An 18,476-nucleotide genomic window follows, 5' to 3' on the forward strand; every position below is an offset into this window, starting at 1 on the left:
GCGTATGGAGATCCGGATGCAACAGGACATCGTCATCGTCGGCGGCGGCGCCGGGGGCCTCGAACTGGCCGCCCGCCTCGGCCGCCGGTTCGGCCCCGTCGAGGGCCGACGGCGCGTGCTGCTGATCGACCGCTCCATCTTCCATCTGTGGAAGCCGACCCTGCACGAGGTCGCGGCCGGCTCCCTGGATTCACATCAGGAAGGGCTGTCCTATCCGGTGCTGGCCCGCCGCAATCACTTCAGCTTCGCATTCGGCGAACTGGCCGGCCTCGACGCCGCGGCCCGGACCCTGTCCCTGTCGCCGGTCCTCGGCGAGGACGGCCGCGAGCTGATCCCGGAACGCACCGTCGCCTTCGGCACGCTGGTGCTGGCCATCGGCAGCGGCTCCAACCTGTTCGATACGCCGGGCGCGGCCGAACACGCCCATCTGCTGGAGAATGTCGCCGACGCCGAGGCCTTCAACGCCCGCCTGACCGCCGCCTTCCTCGCCGCCGCCTGGTCGGAGCACCACGCCCTGAGCATCGCCATCGTCGGCGCCGGAGCCACGGGGGTGGAACTGTCCACCGAGCTGATCGAGGGCCATGACGAACTCTCCGCAGGCCTGACCGAAAGCCAGAAATTCGGCCTGACGGTCACCCTGGTGGAAGCCGCCCCGCGCATCCTCGGCGGACTTCCCGAACGGGTGTCGGACAAGGCCGCGCGGGCGCTGGGCGCCAAGGGAGTCCGCATTCTGACGAGCGCCCGGGTCGAGCGGGTCCGCAGCGACGGCCTCGAGACCAGCCAGGGTTTTGTGCCCTCCGATCTGATCGTCTGGGCCGCGGGAGTGAAGGCGCCGCGAAGCAATCGGGATTATGGTCTCCAGATCGGGCGGCTCAACCAATTCATCGTCGACGACCGGCTTCGCACCTCCGCCGCCGGCGTCTACGCCATGGGCGACTGCGCCGAGGCGCCGGGTCCCGACGGCCGCCCCGTTCCCGCCCGGGCCCAGGCCGCGGCCCAGCAGGCCGCGTACCTGGCCCGCGCCCTCGGCCGTCCCGACAGTGATCCGGGCCCCTATGTCTATCGGGACCGGGGCTCGCTGGTGTCGCTGGGCGGCGACCGCGGCGTCGGGTCGCTGATGGGCGCCCTGGGCGGGCCCGACTTCCTGATCGAGGGCCTGCTGGCCAAATGGGCCTATATGGCCCTGCATCTCGACCACCACCGCGCCATCATCGGCGTGCGCCGGACCGTGCTTCTGGCTGTATCGCGCCTGCTCCACCGCCGCGTCTCGGGGCGGCTGAAGCTGCATTAGTAGAGCAGATACGGCTTCCGAAGCTCCACCCACGCCGTCTCGTCCGGCCCGGCCAGCGCTTCCAGATCCGCCGGTGTCGAGGCCGGATCGTCGACCCATTCCCGCAGCCCCGGCCCGCCGTTGATCACATCGATGGCCAGCTTGTCGAACACGTATTCGTACGGGAAGTCCCGCCACAGGGCGTAGTCCGGATACAGCCGCCGGATCGCCTTGAACCCCAGCGCCTGCAGCCGCCACGGCCTGAAGACGGCATGGTCATAGCCTGGGTCGTCGACGTGGATCTGCACCCCGTTGCACAGCTGATGCACATGTTTGTGGAAGGTCGGCTCGAACCAGCAGTCGCGCAGCCGGCAGCCTTCCAGCCATTCCGGTGCGAACGCCTCCATCTCCGCGATCACCGCCCGGGCGTCGATGTCCGGCGCCCCGAACAGCTCCAGCGGCCGCGTCGTGCCCCGGCCCTCGGACAGGGTCGTGCCCTCCAGCATCACGGTCCCGGCATAGGCGCGCGCCATCGACAGATTGGCCGCATTGGGGCTCGGATTGATCCAGCTGCGCTCCCCGATCGGCCAGCCGAAGCCCGGCCCCTGATCCGGCGCCCAGCCCTGCATCTCGACGACGCGGTATTCCACATCCAGCTTGAAGTGGTCGATGAACCAGCGGCCCATCTCGCCCAGGGTCATGCCGTGCCGCATCGGCATCGGCCCGGCCCCGACGAAACTCTCCCAGCCCGGCAGCAGGGTCGTCCCCTCGACCGGCCGTCCCGCCGGGTTCGGCCGGTCCAGCACCCACACCGCCTTGCCGTGTTTCGCCGACTCTTCCAGCACGTAAAGCAGGGTCGTCACGAAGGTGTAGATGCGGCAGCCGAGGTCCTGCATGTCGACCAGCAGGACGTCGAACGTTCCCATGGCCTGACCGCCCGGCCGGCGCACCTCGCCGTACAGGCTGAACACCGGAATTCCGTGCCGCGGATCGGTGAAATCCGGGCTCTCCATCATATTGTCCTGCAGGTCGCCCCGCATGCCGTGCTGCGGCCCGAACGCCGCCGTGACCTTCAGGTCGTCGCACGCCATCAGGGCGTCCAGCGAATGCGTCAGGTCCGCCGTCACCGAGGCCGGATGCCCCAGCAGGGCGACGCGCCGCCCTTTCAGCGCGGCTCTCAGCTCGGGCTCGGACAACAGGCGGTCGATGCCGAATTTCATGCGGGCTCCACGGCGGGCAGGTCGAAGGCGAAGGCGTCGGATTGGTGAAAGTCGGGTTGCCCGGCCGGATGGTTCAGCGCCCACCAGGCCTTGCCGCCGTCCGCGTCCTCGATGACAGCCGAAAGCCCGAGTCGCCAGTCGGACCGGGCCAGCTCAGGAACCCCGCCCAGGTCGATCAGCGCCTCAAGTTCGTGGCGCTCCGGATAAGAGCGGCTCTCGATCCGGGGCGGCGGCATGTCGAGGTTCGCCATCCCCTCGCGATAGCCGTCGAACCGGTAGGCGGCCCAGCGGGTCGAGGGTGACAGGTTGATCTCGCAATAGGCCTCGCCCGTGGGCGTGCGGATGAAGGCTTCCAGACAGGTATGCCGCCACAGGTGATCGACCCGCGCCGACTCAGCCATCGGCGGCAGCTTCAGCTCGTCCGCCGGCGCGTGAATCACATACAGCAGGGCCAGCCGCCCGTGCTGCGGACGCCAGGCCGTGACCTCGACCCGCGACGCCGCCTCGCCCGCGGAGTCCGCGTGGCGCAGCAAAGACCGTCGCTGTCCGGACGCTCCGGCGGTTCGCGCTTCCATACGCCCGTGCTACACGCCCCTTCCCTCCCAAGCCAAGCCTGATCCCCAACTCATGACCGCCGAGCCCGCCTTCCAGTCCGACTTCCTGAAAACCCTTCAGGCGCGCGGCTACATCCATCAGATCACCCACCCGGCCGAGCTCGACGCCGCGGCCGCCTCCGGCGTGGTCACCGGCTACATCGGCTTCGACGCCACCGCCCCCTCGCTGCACGTCGGCTCGCTCATTCAGATCATGATGCTGCGCCGCCTCCAGCAGGCCGGCGGCAAGCCCATCGTCCTGATGGGCGGCGGCACCACCAAGGTCGGCGACCCGACCGGCAAGGACGCCTCGCGGCCCCAGCTGACCGACGAGACCATCCAGTCCAACATCGCCTCGATCCGCACCGTGTTCGAGAAATTCCTCACCTTCGGCGACGGCCCCACCGACGCCGTCATGCTCGACAACGACCAGTGGCTGTCGGGCTACGGCTACATCCAGTTCCTGCGGGAATACGGCACGCATTTCACCGTCAACCGGATGCTGGCCTTCGACTCGGTCAAGCTGCGGCTGGAACGCGAACAGCCGATGACCTTCCTCGAGTTCAACTACATGCTGATGCAGTCCGTGGACTTCCTGGAGCTGAACCGGGCCTGGAACTGCACCCTGCAGATGGGCGGCTCGGATCAGTGGGGCAATATCGTCTCGGGCGTCGATCTGGTGCGCCGCGTCGACCACAAGGCCGCCTTCGGCCTGACCACCCCCCTGCTGACCACCGCCTCGGGCGGCAAGATGGGCAAGACGGCCCAGGGCGCCGTCTGGCTGAACGCCGAACAGCTTTCGCCCTATGACTACTGGCAGTTCTGGCGCAACGTTGACGACGCCGACGTGGGCAAATTCCTGCGCCTGTTCACTGACCTGCCGCTGGACGAGATCGCCCGGCTGGAGGCGCTGGAAGGCGCCGGCATCAACGACGCCAAGAAAACGCTCGCGGACGCCGCCACCACCATGCTCCACGGCGCCGACGCCGCATCCCACGCCCGCGGCGCGGCCGAAGCCGCCTTTGAACAGGGCCGGTTGTCGGTCGACCTGCCCACCGTCGAACTCCCGACGGCCGATGTCGTCGGCGCCATGATCGCCGCGGTCGCCACCCGGGCCGGCCTGACCGCCTCCAACGGCGAGGCTCGCCGCCTCGCCCAGGGCGGCGGCCTGCGTCTGAACGACGAAACCATCGCCGACGGCGCCCGTCTGATCGAAGCCGGCGACGTCAACCCCGACGGCGTGCTGAAACTGGCGGCGGGGAAGAAGAAGATCGTGCTGGTGCGGCCCATCTGACCCCACCGGCCGTCACCCTCGGGCTTGACCCGAGAGCCAGACGGTCCGGTGCTCCGTCGATGGCCAGCGTCCCACGAAAGGCGGGCCATCCCGGGCGCACAGCCCGCATCAACATCTGATCCTCGGGTCAAGCCCGAGGATGACGGGAGGAACAGAGTTGGACATCACCGAAGGCCGGAAAGCCCCCGCATTCGACATGGCCACGGACGGCGGCGGCCGCGTATCGCTGCCCGGGCTCAAGGGCAAAAAAGTCGTCCTGTTCTTCTACCCCAAGGCCGACACCCCGACCTGCACCAACGAGGCGCAGGCCTTCTCGGCCCTGGCCGACGACTTCGCCGCCGCCGGCGCCGTGGTCATCGGCGTCTCTCGCGATCCCGTCCGCAAGCTCGACCGGTTCAAGGCCAAATATGATCTGAAGGTCGTCCTCGCCTCCGACGAGCCCGAGGATGTGACCGACCGCTGGGGCGTCTGGGTGCAGAAGAAACTCTACGGCCGCGAGTACATGGGCATCGAACGCGCCACCTTCCTGATCGACGGCGCGGGCGTGGTCCGCCGGGTCTGGCGCAAGGTGTCGGTCAAGGGTCACGCCGCCGAAGTCCTGGCCGCCGCCCAATCGCTCTGACCACGGACTGTTCTCTGCAACCAGAGATGTAACACAGGTTACATAGATTCCCGCGCTCGCCTCACAAGCGAGTTTTGGATCCGAATACGGTCTTCATTCCCGCGAAACCGCGTTATCGTGGTTAACAAAGCGTGAAGAGACTTGTCGTCCCCGCAAAGCTGGGCGCATAAACCCCGCCGTACGTGGGGGCGTTGCGTGATGACCGAACACGAGCCGACCGTCAGGCGGTCTCTGATCGGAAGGTGGTTTCCGACCCGATATCTGTATCTGCGCGACGGCGACGCCGTCCGCGCATGGGCCCTGACGCCCGGGAAACAGGTTCTGGGCGCCGTCGCGGCCGTCCTGATCGGCGGCTGGACCCTGGCCGCCTCGGGCAGCCTGATCTTCGACATGGTGGCGCGGAGCCAGTCCGACAGCACGGTCGCCCGCGCCCGCGCCGCCTCCGAGCGGATGAACGCCGACCTGCAGGCCCGGCTGGACAGCGCCGTGGTCCGCATGAGCGCCACCACCGGCTCGCTCGACGAAATGGCCCAGATGGTCGAGCGCCGCCATGCCGCCCTGACCCAGGTCATGGGCATGTTCCGCGGCGTCGAGGGCGCCCAGACGGCCCTGCGGCCCGCCATCGCCCTCGATCCCGCCAGATCCTCGCCCGTCCAGCGCATGATCGCCGTGCGCATGGATCAGGAGCGGCTGATCGCCCGCGCCGAGAGCGAGGCCCACACCCGGGCCGAACGCCTGCGTCTCGCCTTCCGCCTCGCCGGCCTGAACCCCGCCGCCTATTCGCCGCACGACGCGGCTCTGGGCGGTCCGCTGGTCGAGGCCAGCGATCCCCGCGCCCTGGCCGCCGTGCTCGACGTCGACGAGGCCTTCGCCGTCCGCATCCGTCACGCCGCCGACAACCTGTCCGAGATGCGCAGCCTGGCCAATGCGGCCGAGGGCATGCCCTTCCGCCGTCCCACCCAGGCCCGTACCACTTCGGGATTCGGTGTTCGTTTTGACCCGTTCAACGGTCGTCCCGCCCTGCATCAGGGCCAGGATTTCGCCGCGCCGCTGAACACCCCGATCTACGCCCCGGCTCCCGGAATCGTGTCTTTCGTCGGCGTACGTTCAGGCTATGGCAACACGGTCGAGATAGACCACGGTCGAGGTTTCAAGACGCGCTACGCCCACCTGAACGCCACCTCGGTCGCCGCTGGCCAGAAAATTGCACTGGGTCAGCGCGTCGGCGCCATGGGAACCACAGGACGCTCAACCGGCGTTCACCTGCATTACGAAGTGTGGATGAACGGCCGCCCGCAAAACCCAGCCCGCTTCATGAGAGCCGGAGACCAACTTGTTCAATAAAACCAAATCCCCCGTCCCGTCGCCCGAGCCCCGCGCCAACAGCGGCTCGGCCATTCCGCCCCTGCCCGACCTGCCCGCGCCGGGCGGTTCCTCCGCCGCCTCGCGCGCCGCGGCCCCGGCTCCGGTCAGCCAGCGCGGCCTGTCGACCCTGTCGGCGGACCTGCAGTTCGACGGCAACATCTCGGGCTCCGGCGATCTGCAGATCGACGGCGCCATCAAGGGCGACGTGCGCGTCGGCCGCCTGATCGTCGGCGAGACCGGCGCGGTCGAAGGCAATGTCTCGGGCGACTATGTCGAGATCCGCGGCCGCGTCGTCGGCGCCATCTCGGGCAAGCAGGTCAAGCTGATCGCCACGGCCTATGTCGACGGCGACATCACCGCCGAACAGATGTCGATCGACATCGGCGCCTACTTCCAGGGCCGCGTCCTGCAGGGCCGCCGCGAGGCTCCGGCCCCGACCGCCGCGCCGCGCCCGGCCGCGCCGGAACCCGCGCCGCAGATTATCGACATGAAGCCATCGGCGTAACGCACGGTGGCTAGTGGCTAGTGGCTAGTGGCTAGTGGATGTTGGCCAGATGGACTGACCGAGAGAAAAGGCCCCGGAGTCGATCCGGGGCCTTTGTCATTTTCGAAGGTGAGCGCCGGCGACGCCGCGCCCACTCACAGACTAGCCACTAGCCACTAGCCACTGGGCAGCCGCTACTCCACCGTCGACCCGCGCGTCTCGCCCACCCGGGCCGCCAGCGCCGCCCCCATGAAGGCGTCCAGGTCGCCGTCCAGAACCCCCTGCGTATCCGAGGTCTCGACGTTGGTGCGCAGGTCCTTGACCATCTGATAGGGCTGCAGGACGTAGGACCGGATCTGGTGGCCCCAGCCGATGTCGGTCTTGGCGTCGGCCAGAGCCTGCGCCGCCGCCTCGCGCTTCTGCAGTTCCAGCTCGTACAACCGCGCCCGCAGCATCTTCCACGCCTGTTCGCGGTTCTGGTGCTGCGACCGGCCGGCCTGACACGCCACCACGGTGTTGGTCGGGATGTGCGTCAGACGCACCGCCGAATCCGTCTTGTTGATGTGCTGACCGCCCGAGCCCGAGGCGCGGTAGGTGTCGGTGCGCACATCGGCCGGATTGATGTCGATCTCGATGGTGTCGTCCACCACCGGCGAGACGCCGATCGAGGCGAACGAGGTGTGCCTCTTCGCAGCTGCATCGTAGGGGCTGATGCGCACCAGCCGGTGCACGCCCGATTCCGACTTCAGCCAGCCATAGGCGTTGGGCCCGCTGATCAGGATGGTCGCCGACTTGATCCCGGCCTGTTCGCCCGATTCCTCGGCCTCGATCTCGACCTCATAGCCATGGGCCTTGGCCCACCGCGAATACATGCGCAGCAGCATGCCGGCCCAGTCGTTGGACTCGGTGCCGCCGGCGCCGGAGTTCACTTCCAGATAGGCGTCGTTGCCGTCGGCCTCCCCGGACAGCAGGGCCTCCAGCTCGGCCCGCGCGGCGCGGTCCTTGATGGCCTTCAGCTGGACGCGCGCCTCCTCCAGCGTCGCCTCGTCGCCTTCCTCGTCGGCCATTTCGGAGAGCATGACGCCCTCCTCCAGCCCGGTTTCCATCTGGCGGACGGTGTTGATCTGGGTCTCGAGACGGGACCGGTCGCGCGACACGGCCTGGGCGGCCTCGGGGTCGTTCCACAGCGTCGGATCCTCGACCCGCGCGTTCAGCTCATCGAGCTTCCTGAGTGCGACATCCCAGTCAAAGACGCCTCCTGAGCAGAGCGATGCTCTGCTCGATGTCGGCCTTCATGGCCTCGACATCCGGTCTCATCGCGTTCTCCAGCGATACAAAAGTGAGGCGCGGACATAGAGCGCGCCGGGGCAAAGGGGAAGTGGGGACGAGAGGCGAGGATCGAGAGGCGGGAGCATCCTCCCCGGACCCCCGCGCCTAGTAGAGCCCCGTCAGATCCTCCGCTTCCTTCTTCGGAGGCGGCGGCGGCGTCACGGGCGGCGGGGCGGAAGGCGATGTCGCGTCAGGGCCCTCGAGTTCCCGGCGAATGACCTCATTGTAGTTCTGCGGACCCGTCGGAATCTGCTCCACCGGCGCGCGGCGCTCCTCCTCGCGGCGGCGCTCTGTGCCGGGGCGGAAGGCTTCCTCGATGCCGTTCACGGTGCGGTAGACGGCGTTGCGGGGCCTGACCCACGGCCGCGCCGGACGCTCGCGAAGGGCCACGCGCATGAAGTCGGCGAACACCGGCACGGGTCCGGTCGCCCCCGTCTCGCCCGAGCCCAGGGGCCGGTTGTCGTCGAAACCGATGAATACGCCCACGACGATGTCGGACGAGAAGCCGACGAACCAGGCCGACCGGTATTCGTTGGTCGTCCCCGTCTTGCCGGCGACGTAAGGCCCCAGGCTGGCGGCGCTGGCGGCGGTGCCGCGACGGACGACGCCTTCCAGCATCGAGCTCATCTGATAGGCGGTTATCGGATCGATGACCTGCGTCCCCCGCTGTTCGAGACGCGGCGACTCCTGGCCCGTGAACGGCCGCCCGCAGTCGCGGCAGCGGCGCCGATCAGCGCTGAAGATGGTCTCGCCGTCCCGGTCCTGGACCATTTCGATCAGATAGGGATCGACCCGCCGCCCACCGTTGACGAAGGCGGCGTAGGCGGCCGTCAGCCGGTACGGCGTAGTCTCGCCGGCGCCCAGCGACACCGACAGATTGGGCTGCAGATTGTCCGACACCCCCATCTTCTTCGACAGGTCGACCACGTTGCGCATGCCGATGGCCTGCGCCAGCCGCACGGTCATGACGTTGCGCGACAGCTCCAGCCCGCGCCGCAGCGTCTGCGGCCCGTAATATTCGCGGCTGTAGTTTTCGGGGCTCCAGCGCGTGCCGTTCGGCCCGCCGGCGAAGCTGATCGGGGCGTCCAGCACGATCGAGGCGGGGGTGTAGTCGCCCTCCAGCGCCGTCGCATAAACGAACGGTTTGAAGGCCGAACCCGGCTGGCGATTCGCCTGTGTCGCCCGGTTGAAACTGGACAGGGCGTAGGAATAGCCGCCGACCATCGCCAGCACCCGGCCCGACTGCGGCTCGATCGCCACCAGCGCCCCGTTGACGCGCGGCACCTGCTTGAGGGCGTACTGACCGCCGGTCGCCTCCACGAACACCAGATCGCCGCGCTTCAGGGGGCGGTTGGCGTTGGCCCAGGCCGCGTCCTCGGTCCTCAGATAGCCGGTCCGGTCGTCGCGGGCGGTGCGGATGCGCACGCTGTTGCCCGAGGCGTTCTCGACCGCGGCGGCCTCCCAGGCCCGGCGTTCGGGCGGACGCTGGCCGCGCACGGCGGTCTCGCGCCAGCCCGGTCCGAAATCGGTCGTGCCCCAGGCCCCGCGCCAGCCGTGGCGGCGGTCATAGTTCTCCAGTCCCCTCATCAGGGCGTCGCGCGCCGCCGACTGCAGCTCCGGATCCAGCGTCGTGCGCATATAGTAGCCGCCGCGGTTCACCTCTTCCTTGCCGAAGCGGGCGATGGCCTGACGGCGCGCCTCCTCGACGAAGAAGTCGGCGTCGGCGTACTGGGCCCGGCGCGGCGCATCCTGGGTCGTCAGGGGACGGGCGCGGGCCTGCACCAGTTGCTCGTCGGTGATCCAGCCGCTCTGGTTCATCTCGCCCAGCACCCAGTCGCGCCGGCCCTTGGCCGCCCCGGGATGGCGCTTCGGATGATAGTTGTTCGGCCCCTTGGGCAGGGCCGCCAGGAAGGCCGCCTCGTCCGGCGTCAGCTGGCTCAGCGACTTGCCGAAATAGTTGTAGGCCGCCGCCGCCACGCCATACGAGCGATAGCCGAGGAAGATCTCGTTCAGATACAGTTCGAGGATCTGCTGCTTGGTCAGCGTCGCTTCCAGCCGGTTGGCCAGGATGGCTTCCTTGACCTTGCGGTTGATGCTGCTCTCATTGGTCAGCAGGACGTTCTTGGCCACCTGCTGGGTGATGGTCGATCCGCCCTCCAGCCGCCGCCCGGTGGCCGCGTTGAACACGTTCTTGAACATGGCCCGGCCCAGGCCGCCCACGTCGATGCCGCCGTGGTTGAAGAAATTCCGGTCCTCGGCCGCCAGGAAGGCCTGCACCACCGGCAGCGGGATCTGCTCATAGGGCACATAGATGCGCCGCTCGTCCGAGAACTCGCCGATCAGGGTGCCGTCGCCCGCATAGACCCGCGTCGCCGTCGCCGGCCGGTAGTCGGCCAGTTCGGACGCGTCCGGCAGGTCATGGAACAGCCAGGCCGCATAGACGGCGACGATCAGCCCCGCCAGGGCGATCGCGCCCAGCAGGGCGACGCCCGCCATCACGAACCAGCGTTCGGCAATCTTCACCTGATACTCCGAAAGGCGGCCCCGGGGATTCGGTTTAGCCCGCGTCGTCCGCGTTCGCCATAGCGACCGTCACTCAGAGGCGCGACGCTCCAGTTCCTGTCGCGCGGCGGCCACGACATCGGCGTCCATGTCCCCCTGGCCGGCCATCCAGCGCAGATAGTCGTCGGGCGGTTCGGACCACGGCCTGCCGCGATGCTTGCCGAACGGAATACGGTCCACGGGCCGGCGTTCGGCCGTCCAGGCGATCATCTGCTCGACCGTCGCCTCCTTCAGCAGGTCGATCAGCAGATGCGCCGTCACCCAGGCGTCGGGGCCCGCCCGGTGCGCCGGATTGGCCAGCGCCGGATCAAGGTCCAGGCCGCGCCAGTAGCGCAGCACCTGGTTGGAATGCCCCGGCGCCTGCGGCCACACCGCCTTGGCCGACCGCACCGTGCAGATCCACGGCAGGCCGCCATGCGCCGTGTCGGCGATGAAGCCCCGCTCGAACCGCGCCGCATGCGCCACCATCACATCGGCGGGCGCGGCGCCGAACATCTCGCGCAGCGCGTATTCGTCGCAGTGCGGGTCGTCGTCGCAGAAATGCGCGGGCGTCAGATGATGCACCGCCATGGCGTGGAACGAGATCTCGCCGCGCGGCCGGAACAGCCGGGTCACCGGCGGCAGGGCCTTCCAGCCCTCCCCGTCGCGCACCACGTCGACGATCCCGACCTCGATGATCTCGGCGGCGCGGTCTCCCCCGCTGGTTTCCAGATCGACGACTCTCAGACGCATGGGCCGGAGATAGGCGGTCTCCGGCCGAAACGCATCACCCCACCGGTCGCGGACGCCCCGCCCGGCCTTCCTCGCACTCCAGCGCCGCGCGGTCCCAGCCCGCGAGGTCGGCTGCCGCCTCGTATGTGCTCTGCAGGAACGACAACAGGACAAGGTCCGGCTCGGAAGCGCCCTGCACCGCTTCATAGGGCAGCAGGAACTCGCCCAGCTCCGCATCGAACCGCGCCCGCGACGGAGACACCGTCGCGGAGGCGAACCCGTCGGGCGTCGGGTACGCATAGGCATAGAAGCACGGGCCGCCCGGGCCGCCCGGCCAGAACCCCGCGCTGGACACCTCGTGCGAATAGGCCTCGCGGGTGACCTCGTCGGGCAGATTCGGGATGCCGCCCGGATGCAGCGGCGCCCGGCGGCCGGAGAACCGCGTCACCGCGATGTCGAACCCGCCCCAGAACAGATGCACCGGACTGGACTTGCCCAGGAATCGCGACCGGAAGCGATTCAGCACCCGGTCGACCTGCACCAGCGCCCGCCAGTAGGCCCGCGCGACTTCGGCGTCATAGTCGCGCCGGCGCCTGTCCTGCGGAAACGGCGTCGCCTCGGCCATCTCATTGGGCGTCGGCACGATCTCCGTCGCGACGCCCAGATCGGCCAGGGCGTCCATCACCCCGGCATGGAAGTCCGCCGGACTGCCGGGCTCCAGCCGGATCCGGCGCTTACCGCCGTCGCTGACCCGGATGACCAGTTCACCGGCGACGAGGTCGAACTCCAGATCGAAACCGACCCCCTCATGCGGGATCAGCGAAGTCGCCAGCCCCCGCGCCGACACATGAAACGTCGTGTGCCATGAGTGGTTGAGCCACGGCGTCCGGGCCAGCCGCACCTTGCCGACGATCTGCGTCCAGATCTGCAGCGTTTCCGCCGTCGCCCCCAGCGCCGGGGACGACAGGTCAGGCCAGATATCGGGGCTCGCGTCCGGCTTCATCCCGGGTCTCCCTGTTCGCGGAGCCCCGACCATAGATCAGGTCTGCGTCAGCCGGTCGGCTGCGCGTCCGCGAACACCGCATATTGATCGGCGAACGCCCGCTGGTACGCCGGCCGCGCCTCGCCGCGCGCGATATAGGCCATCAGGTTCGGATATGTCTCCAGCAACCCCGACCCCTCCAGCCGGCGCAGCACCGTCACCATCATCACATCGGCGGCGCTGAACGCTCCGTCCAGCCAGTCCGCGTCGCCCAGCCGCCGCGACAGATCGCCCAGCCGCGCATCGACCCGCGCATCCAGGATCGGCAGCCGCTCCGCGTGCCAGGGCTGGTCACGCTCGGTGAGCACCGCGTTGGACCGCTCGACGATGGGCGCCTCGATCGTGTTCACCGCCGCGAACATCCACATGACCGCCCGCGCCCGCGCGTCCCGATCCTCCGGCAACAGCCCGGGATGGCGCTCGGCGACATGCAGGACGATCGCCCCCGTCTCGAACAGCGCCAGCTCGCCCTCTTCGTAAGTGGGTATCTGCCCGAACGGATGAACCGCCTTGTGCGCCGGCTCCTTCATCGCCGCGAAGGACACCAGCCGCACCTCATACGGCTGCCCCACCTCCTCCAGCGCCCACCGCACCCGCATGTCCCGCGCGAGGCCGCGGCCGCGGTCGGGGGAGGCTTCAAAGGCGGTGATGACGGGCGGCATGGGAGACCCTTCAGCTCTGGAACGGATGATCGACGGGATACCCGAGGGGCGGATCCTGTGTCGAACAGGAAGCGACGGGCGGGCCCCGCTGAGGCGGTCGGCCCGGTTGGCGGCCGGCCGTCGGGCGCGTGACATGGGGGCTGACCACCGCGGCGAATGCTACCCGTTTGCTCCCAGCCAGACCATCTTTATCCTATAATATACTGTTATTATTCGTTTTCTTGGAACGCCCAGCGTCATTTCGTAGCCTTGGTCGGGACCCGTGCGACACTCTTCCCGTCCCGTCGCAGGGAGGGCGCAGAGGCCTTGCGATCTTTGGCGGCGGGATGTGGAGAAGCGGGGCCCGGTTCCCGGCTGTTCAAGCAAGACAGCCAACGCCCGGGGCCGGATCGGTCGCAAAGCGCCGATCGGGACGTCAGGGACGAGGGGGATACTCGTCCGGTCCGGGGACCGTGTCGCAAGCACGGCCCGCCCGCCGGAGGCGCTGCGGTAAGGCGATAAGACCGCCACCGGACGCAAGCTTCCGACCAAATCTCCGCGCGGAGCGTCAGGCCCTGGCCGAAACGGTTCGTCTCATCTGATCTCCGGGCTTCGGTCCGGCGCTCCGCACGCCTTCCCGCCCCTCGCGCCGTCCGGTGCGGGGTCGTTTCCGCATGTCGGCATATTCAGCGAGCAGACCCCGATGCCCAAACCCCGCCCGTCCCGCCCCCCGGCCCCGCCGCGCGCCGATCCCGAACTGGTCCGCCTCGTGCGGGAGAACTGGGCGCTCATCCGATGGAAGGAGGCCGTCAACAACGAAGCCTGGCGGCTGGTGAGGGCTGTCGGAAGCAACCGCTGCGGCCCGGAACAGTACGACGCGGCCCGTCGTTCGCTCGTCGATCAGGGAATTCAGCCGCCGCCCGGATATGACGAGTCGCGATACTGAACAGTCGCCCCGTTCGGAAGGCCGGTGCGTGCAGCCCTACGGCTGCCCCGAGGCCCCGTTCGACGCCATCTGCATCCCGCCCGCGGGCTCGCGGAAATAGCGGTCGATACCCTCCGCCACGGCGCGCATCAGGCGGCGGCGGGCGCGGCTGTCGTTCAGCAGCCGCTCGTCCTCGGGATTGGTGATGAAGCCCATCTCCAGCAGCACCGCCGGCACGTCGGGCGCCAGCAGCACGGCCAGGCCGGCGTCGCGGTGGCTGCGGCGCAGCAGCGGATGGTCGACGCCCTCCAGTTCACCCAGCAGCGTCCGGGCCAGCCGGGCCGAGCGGTTCTGGGTGGCGCGCTGGGTCATGTCCAGCAGGATGCGGTCCACCGACGGGTCGCGGCCGGGCAGATTCAGGCTGCGGTGCCAGTTCTCGCCGCGCGTGAACTCGCGCACCGCCCGGCCCGCGCCCTGTTCGGACAGGGTGTAGACGCTGGCGCCGCGCGTGGCCGGGTCGCTTCCGGCGTCGGCGTGCAGGCTGATGAACAGGTCGGCGTCGGCCTGACGGGCGATGGCCACGCGGCGGTACAGGGCCACATAGGCGTCGCTCTCGCGGGTCAGCCGCACGCGATACCGGCCGGTGCGCTCCAGCTCCTGCTTCAGGGCCTGGGCCGCCGCCAGGGTGACGGCGCTCTCATTGGTGTTCGCGCCGTGGGCGCCCGGATCGCGGCCGCCGTGGCCGGCGTCGATGAAGATCAGGGGCCTTTCGGCGCCGCGGGTCGGCAGGGGTGGCGCGGTCCGGGGCGTGGCGCGCGCCGGCGCCCGGCCGGTGGCTTTCAGGTCGATCACATAGCGGTAGTGGGCGATGCCGTCGCCGGGCGGCAGCAGGAAGCGGCGTTCGATCTCGGCGCTGGTGGCCAGATCCAGCTCGACGCGCGAGGCCACGCCGGCGCCCGCGACGCGCCAGCCGCGCACCAGTCCCGTGCCCGTGCCGTTCAGCCCGCGCTGCGGCGCCACGCCGGCCAGCGACACCACCACCTGTCCCTGATCGCCGGCCTGGATCACCTGACCGCGCGCGGTCCGGTCCAGATCGACCACCACGCGGGTGTGTTCGGCGTCGCCGCCGAAGCGGACGCGCAGCACCTCGCCCATGGCTCCCGAAGCCAGGCCGCGCCCGGCCGCGAACACGGCGACGCAGAAGACGGCGGCGGCCAGAGCCGCCGTCGCCCACTCGCGAACGCGCCAGTGCGCCAGGTTGATACGCGACAGTCCGTGCATTTCGACGGGAACCCACCTTCTTGGTTGGCCCCATGATGACTCAACGTCGTCGACAACGGGTTAAAGCGCGCAACGCTTTTAATTCATACGCGCAATGCCTATGCTTGATCTGTCCGCGAACGATCGCGCCCCCTGATTTCAGGCCGGGCGCGCCCTCCTCGCGGCGTGTTTTCACTGATCCGAGGACTGGCCGGGGTAGCACCCGCCGGTTTGAAGACGGGACCGGGACGCCCTTTCGACGGCGCGTCCGGCCCCAGGACCGTACTGAACCCCCATGGGCCCTATCGCCTGCGCTCCCTTCCGGTTTGAAACAACCGACCTCGCCCGCGGCCTTCGCCGCGGCGACGGGACTGCGTCTGCGCCTGCCCGCAATCCCATTCGGCGAGCCGCCTGCCCCCTTCGCGGGGATGGCCGAGCGCGCCAGAAAGACTGTTTCCATGTCAAAGACCATGTTGATCGACGCCGCCCACGCGGAGGAGACCCGCGTAGCCATCGTCGAGGGCCGTCAGGTCGAGGAATTCGACTTTGAATCCCGCGCGAAGCGTCAGCTTCGCGGCAACATCTACCTCGCCAAGGTCGTTCGCGTAGAGCCCAGCCTGCAGGCTGCGTTCGTGGAATACGGCGGCAACCGCCACGGCTTCCTCGCCTTCAGCGAAATCCACCCGGATTATTACCAGATCCCCGTCGCCGACCGCGAAGCCATCATGGCCGAGGCGCACTCGGAAGATGATGATCACGACGAACACGCCCGCGACCACGCCGACGACGAATCCGAAGGCGGCATGGCCGAGGAGGAACGCCTCAAGCGCCGCCTGATGCGCCGCTACAAGATCCAGGACGTCATCAAGCGGCGTCAGGTCATGCTGGTCCAGGTCGTCAAGGACGAGCGCGGCGGCAAGGGCGCGGCCCTGACCACCTGGCTGTCGCTGGCCGGCCGCTATTGCGTGCTCATGCCCAACACCGGCAAGGGCGGCGGCATCTCGCGCAAGATCACCCAGGCCACCGACCGCAAGCGCCTGAAGGCCGCCGCGGCCGCCCTGCACGTGCCGCAGGGCATGGGCCTGATCATCCGCACCGCCGGCGCCAAGCGCACCAAGGCCGAGATCAAGCGCGACTACGAATATCTGCTGCGCTTGTGGGAGACGATCCGCGAAACCACGCTGAAGTCGAACGCCCCCTCGATCATCTATGAGGAAGAAAACCTCGTCCGCCGCGCCGTGCGCGACATGTTCGACAAGGATTTCGACGGCATCCAGGTGGAGGGCGTCGAGGGCTTCAAGGAGGCGCGCGACTTCATGCGCGTGCTGATGCCTTCGCAATCGAAGAAGGTGCACCTGTACCAGGGCGCGCGGCCGCTGTTCGCGACCAACGGCATCGAGGAGATGCTGACCCAGATCCACCAGCCGGTCGTGCCGCTGCCGTCCGGCGGCTATCTGGTCATCAACCAGACCGAGGCCCTGGTCGCCATCGACGTCAACTCGGGCCGTTCGACCAAGGAACGCAACGTCGAGGCCACCGCGACCAAGACGAACATGGAAGCCGCCGTCGAGGCGGCCCGCCAGCTGCGTCTGCGCGACCTCGCCGGCCTGATCGTCATCGACTTCATCGACATGGATGAGTCGAAGAACAACCGCACCGTCGAGAAGGTGCTCAAGGACGCCCTGGCCAAGGACCGCGCCCGCATCCAGATGGGCCGCATCTCGAGCTTCGGCCTGATGGAAATCAGCCGCCAGCGCCGCCGTCTCGGCGTCATCGAGGGCGCCACCGAGGTCTGCCCGCACTGCCAGGGCGCCGGACGCGTCCGCTCGGCCGAAAGCGCCGCGCTGATGACCCTGCGCGCCGTCGACATAGAGGCCGGCAAGAACGGCGCGGGCTCGGTGAACCTGCGCCTGTGCACCGCCGTCGCCCTCTACATCCTGAACCACAAGCGCGATTACCTGCAGCGCCTGCTGGCCCAGCGCGGCCTTAACGTCGTCATTCTGATCGATGACACGCTCGGCCAGGGCGACCACGCCCTGGAACGCACCGAAACCAACGAGGACTTCGTTCCCGAGGAACGCCCCGAGGCCTTCATCGACCTCGACGACGGCTTCGACGACAGCGCCTTCGAGGATGAAGACGACGGCGACGACGACGAATTCATCGCCGACGACGACGCCCTCGACCGCGAGGATACGGACGACGACGAACCCCGCGAACGCGCCGAACGCGCCGAAGGCGAAAATGGCCGCGGCCGTGGCCGCCGCCGTCGCGGCGGACGTCGCGATGCTTCGGAAGGCTCGACCGACGAAGCCGCTCCCGCCCCTGCCCTCGCCGCCGGCGAGGACGACGACGACAGCGAAAGCGGCCGCCGCCGCCGTCGCGGACGCCGTGGCGGACGCAGGGTGCGTGAAGAAGGCGGCGAACGCGACGGGTTCAACTGGGTGCGCGGCCGCACGCCGTCGCTGGAAGATCCCTACGTCTGGTTCGATCCCATCAATCCCGAACGCGTCGAACCGCGCGCGGAAGCGGACGCGACCCCGGCTGGCGATGTCGATGAAGTCGTCGGCGAACGGCCCGAGGGCGAGATTGGCGGCGAACGCGGACCCCGCTCGCGCCGCCGTCGCGGACGCGGTCGCGGTCGGGATCGCGGCAGCGAACAGGGCCTGACCCACGAAACCAAGGTCGAGACCCGCGCCACCAATGAAGGCATGCCGCCCGACGGTTCGGTCGATACGCCGATGGCCGTCGTCATCGACGCCGATGCCGACGCCGCGCCGGCCGCCATCGCCGAAGAGCCCAAGCGCCGGCGCGTCCGCCGCAAGGTCTCGGCCAGCGCCACGGCTGAGTCGGAAGCCGAAGCCGTGACCGCGCCGATCGAGCCTAATGAGGCCGAACCGGAAGCCCCGCCCGCGGTGCTGGACGTCACGCCCGCCGAGGCGGTCGAGGATCCCGCTCCTGCGGGGGCGAAACCCGCCGCTGTGGCCGCACCTGTCGCCGCTCCCCAGCCTGAGGTCGACGTCGCCGCCCTGATCGCGGAAGACCCGAACCAGATCGTGGCCCCGCCCGAGAAGCCGAAGCGCGGATGGTGGCGCCGCTGAAAGGCCGTGATTAGGTTGTGACCATCGGCCGGGCGGGGGCGTATAGTTGGGTATGAG

Annotated in this window: 15 protein-coding genes; 7 read left to right on the forward strand and 8 right to left on the reverse strand. The window is 69.0% G+C overall.

From position 1 onward, the window contains the following. Positions 1 to 16: 16 nt before the first annotated feature. Positions 17 to 1,291: an NAD(P)/FAD-dependent oxidoreductase gene (locus BrevBR_RS00535; protein ID WP_339999611.1), complete on the forward strand. Its 1,275-nt coding sequence runs from the start codon at positions 17 to 19 to the stop codon at positions 1,289 to 1,291. Here BrevBR_RS00535 and BrevBR_RS00540 read toward each other — a convergent pair. Then, a complete protein-coding gene (locus tag BrevBR_RS00540) occupies positions 1,288 to 2,490 on the reverse strand; it encodes an exo-beta-N-acetylmuramidase NamZ family protein (RefSeq protein WP_339999612.1) in 1,203 nt (400 codons plus the stop codon). The two genes, BrevBR_RS00535 and BrevBR_RS00540, sit on opposite strands and share 4 nt — an antisense overlap. Continuing rightward, entirely contained in the window at positions 2,487 to 3,023 is a 537-nt protein-coding gene (locus BrevBR_RS00545) for a DOMON-like domain-containing protein (protein WP_339999613.1), read from the reverse strand. Before BrevBR_RS00545 ends, BrevBR_RS00540 begins: the two co-directional genes overlap by 4 nt. Positions 3,024 to 3,117: 94 nt before the next feature. On the opposite strand from BrevBR_RS00545, the gene tyrS reads away from it, so the two are divergent. The 4 genes from tyrS (at position 3,118) to BrevBR_RS00565 (ending at position 6,869) form a co-directional block, all read left to right on the forward strand. Next, positions 3,118 to 4,377 (forward strand): tyrosine--tRNA ligase, encoded by a 1,260-nt coding sequence (gene tyrS, locus BrevBR_RS00550; protein ID WP_339999614.1) that lies wholly within the window; start codon positions 3,118 to 3,120, stop codon positions 4,375 to 4,377. 157 nt (positions 4,378 to 4,534) lie between these two features. Further along, positions 4,535 to 4,999 (forward strand): peroxiredoxin, encoded by a 465-nt coding sequence (locus tag BrevBR_RS00555; protein ID WP_339999615.1) that lies wholly within the window; start codon positions 4,535 to 4,537, stop codon positions 4,997 to 4,999. 198 nt (positions 5,000 to 5,197) lie between these two features. Beyond that, the gene (locus tag BrevBR_RS00560) at positions 5,198 to 6,343 is read left to right on the forward strand and encodes a peptidoglycan DD-metalloendopeptidase family protein (RefSeq protein WP_339999616.1); all 1,146 of its coding nucleotides are present in this window, start codon (positions 5,198 to 5,200) and stop codon (positions 6,341 to 6,343) included. Then, the gene (locus tag BrevBR_RS00565; RefSeq protein WP_339999617.1) at positions 6,333 to 6,869 is read left to right on the forward strand and encodes a bactofilin family protein; all 537 of its coding nucleotides are present in this window, start codon (positions 6,333 to 6,335) and stop codon (positions 6,867 to 6,869) included. The genes BrevBR_RS00560 and BrevBR_RS00565 overlap by 11 nt, the downstream gene beginning before the upstream one ends. A 173-nt stretch (positions 6,870 to 7,042) precedes the next feature. Here the strand turns inward: BrevBR_RS00565 and prfB are convergent. The 5 genes from prfB to BrevBR_RS00590 form a co-directional block, all read right to left on the reverse strand. Beyond that, a protein-coding gene (gene prfB / locus BrevBR_RS00570; RefSeq protein ID WP_332640684.1) for a peptide chain release factor 2 occupies positions 7,043 to 8,165 on the reverse strand; the annotation gives its coding sequence in 2 pieces (ribosomal slippage) (positions 7,043 to 8,095 and positions 8,097 to 8,165; 1,122 coding nt in all). A 117-nt stretch (positions 8,166 to 8,282) separates the two neighbouring features. Continuing rightward, complete coding sequence (locus BrevBR_RS00575) at positions 8,283 to 10,673, reverse strand: penicillin-binding protein 1A (protein ID WP_332640697.1); 2,391 nt, start codon at positions 10,671 to 10,673, stop codon at positions 8,283 to 8,285. 96 nt (positions 10,674 to 10,769) lie between these two features. Next, positions 10,770 to 11,471, reverse strand: a complete 702-nt coding sequence (locus BrevBR_RS00580; protein ID WP_339999618.1) for a hypothetical protein — start codon at positions 11,469 to 11,471, stop codon at positions 10,770 to 10,772. A 34-nt stretch (positions 11,472 to 11,505) separates the two neighbouring features. Then, on the reverse strand, positions 11,506 to 12,453 hold the full coding sequence (locus BrevBR_RS00585) for a DUF5996 family protein (protein ID WP_339999619.1): 948 nt from the start codon (positions 12,451 to 12,453) through the stop codon (positions 11,506 to 11,508). A 47-nt stretch (positions 12,454 to 12,500) separates the two neighbouring features. Beyond that, positions 12,501 to 13,154: a glutathione S-transferase family protein gene (locus tag BrevBR_RS00590; RefSeq protein WP_339999620.1), complete on the reverse strand. Its 654-nt coding sequence runs from the start codon at positions 13,152 to 13,154 to the stop codon at positions 12,501 to 12,503. Between the two features lie 682 nt (positions 13,155 to 13,836). Between BrevBR_RS00590 and BrevBR_RS00595 the strand changes: the two genes are divergently transcribed. Next, positions 13,837 to 14,079: a hypothetical protein gene (locus BrevBR_RS00595; RefSeq protein WP_339999621.1), complete on the forward strand. Its 243-nt coding sequence runs from the start codon at positions 13,837 to 13,839 to the stop codon at positions 14,077 to 14,079. Positions 14,080 to 14,115: 36 nt separating this feature from the next. Here BrevBR_RS00595 and BrevBR_RS00600 read toward each other — a convergent pair whose 3' ends face one another. Next, positions 14,116 to 15,339: an N-acetylmuramoyl-L-alanine amidase family protein gene (locus BrevBR_RS00600; protein ID WP_339999622.1), complete on the reverse strand. Its 1,224-nt coding sequence runs from the start codon at positions 15,337 to 15,339 to the stop codon at positions 14,116 to 14,118. A gap of 437 nt (positions 15,340 to 15,776) precedes the next feature. On the opposite strand from BrevBR_RS00600, the gene BrevBR_RS00605 reads away from it, so the two are divergent. After that, positions 15,777 to 18,419 (forward strand): Rne/Rng family ribonuclease, encoded by a 2,643-nt coding sequence (locus BrevBR_RS00605; RefSeq protein WP_339999623.1) that lies wholly within the window; start codon positions 15,777 to 15,779, stop codon positions 18,417 to 18,419. The last annotated feature ends 57 nt before the right edge of the window (positions 18,420 to 18,476 follow it).

This window comes from Brevundimonas sp. BR2-1, from assembly GCF_037626195.1.
Lineage (GTDB): Bacteria > Pseudomonadota > Alphaproteobacteria > Caulobacterales > Caulobacteraceae > Brevundimonas.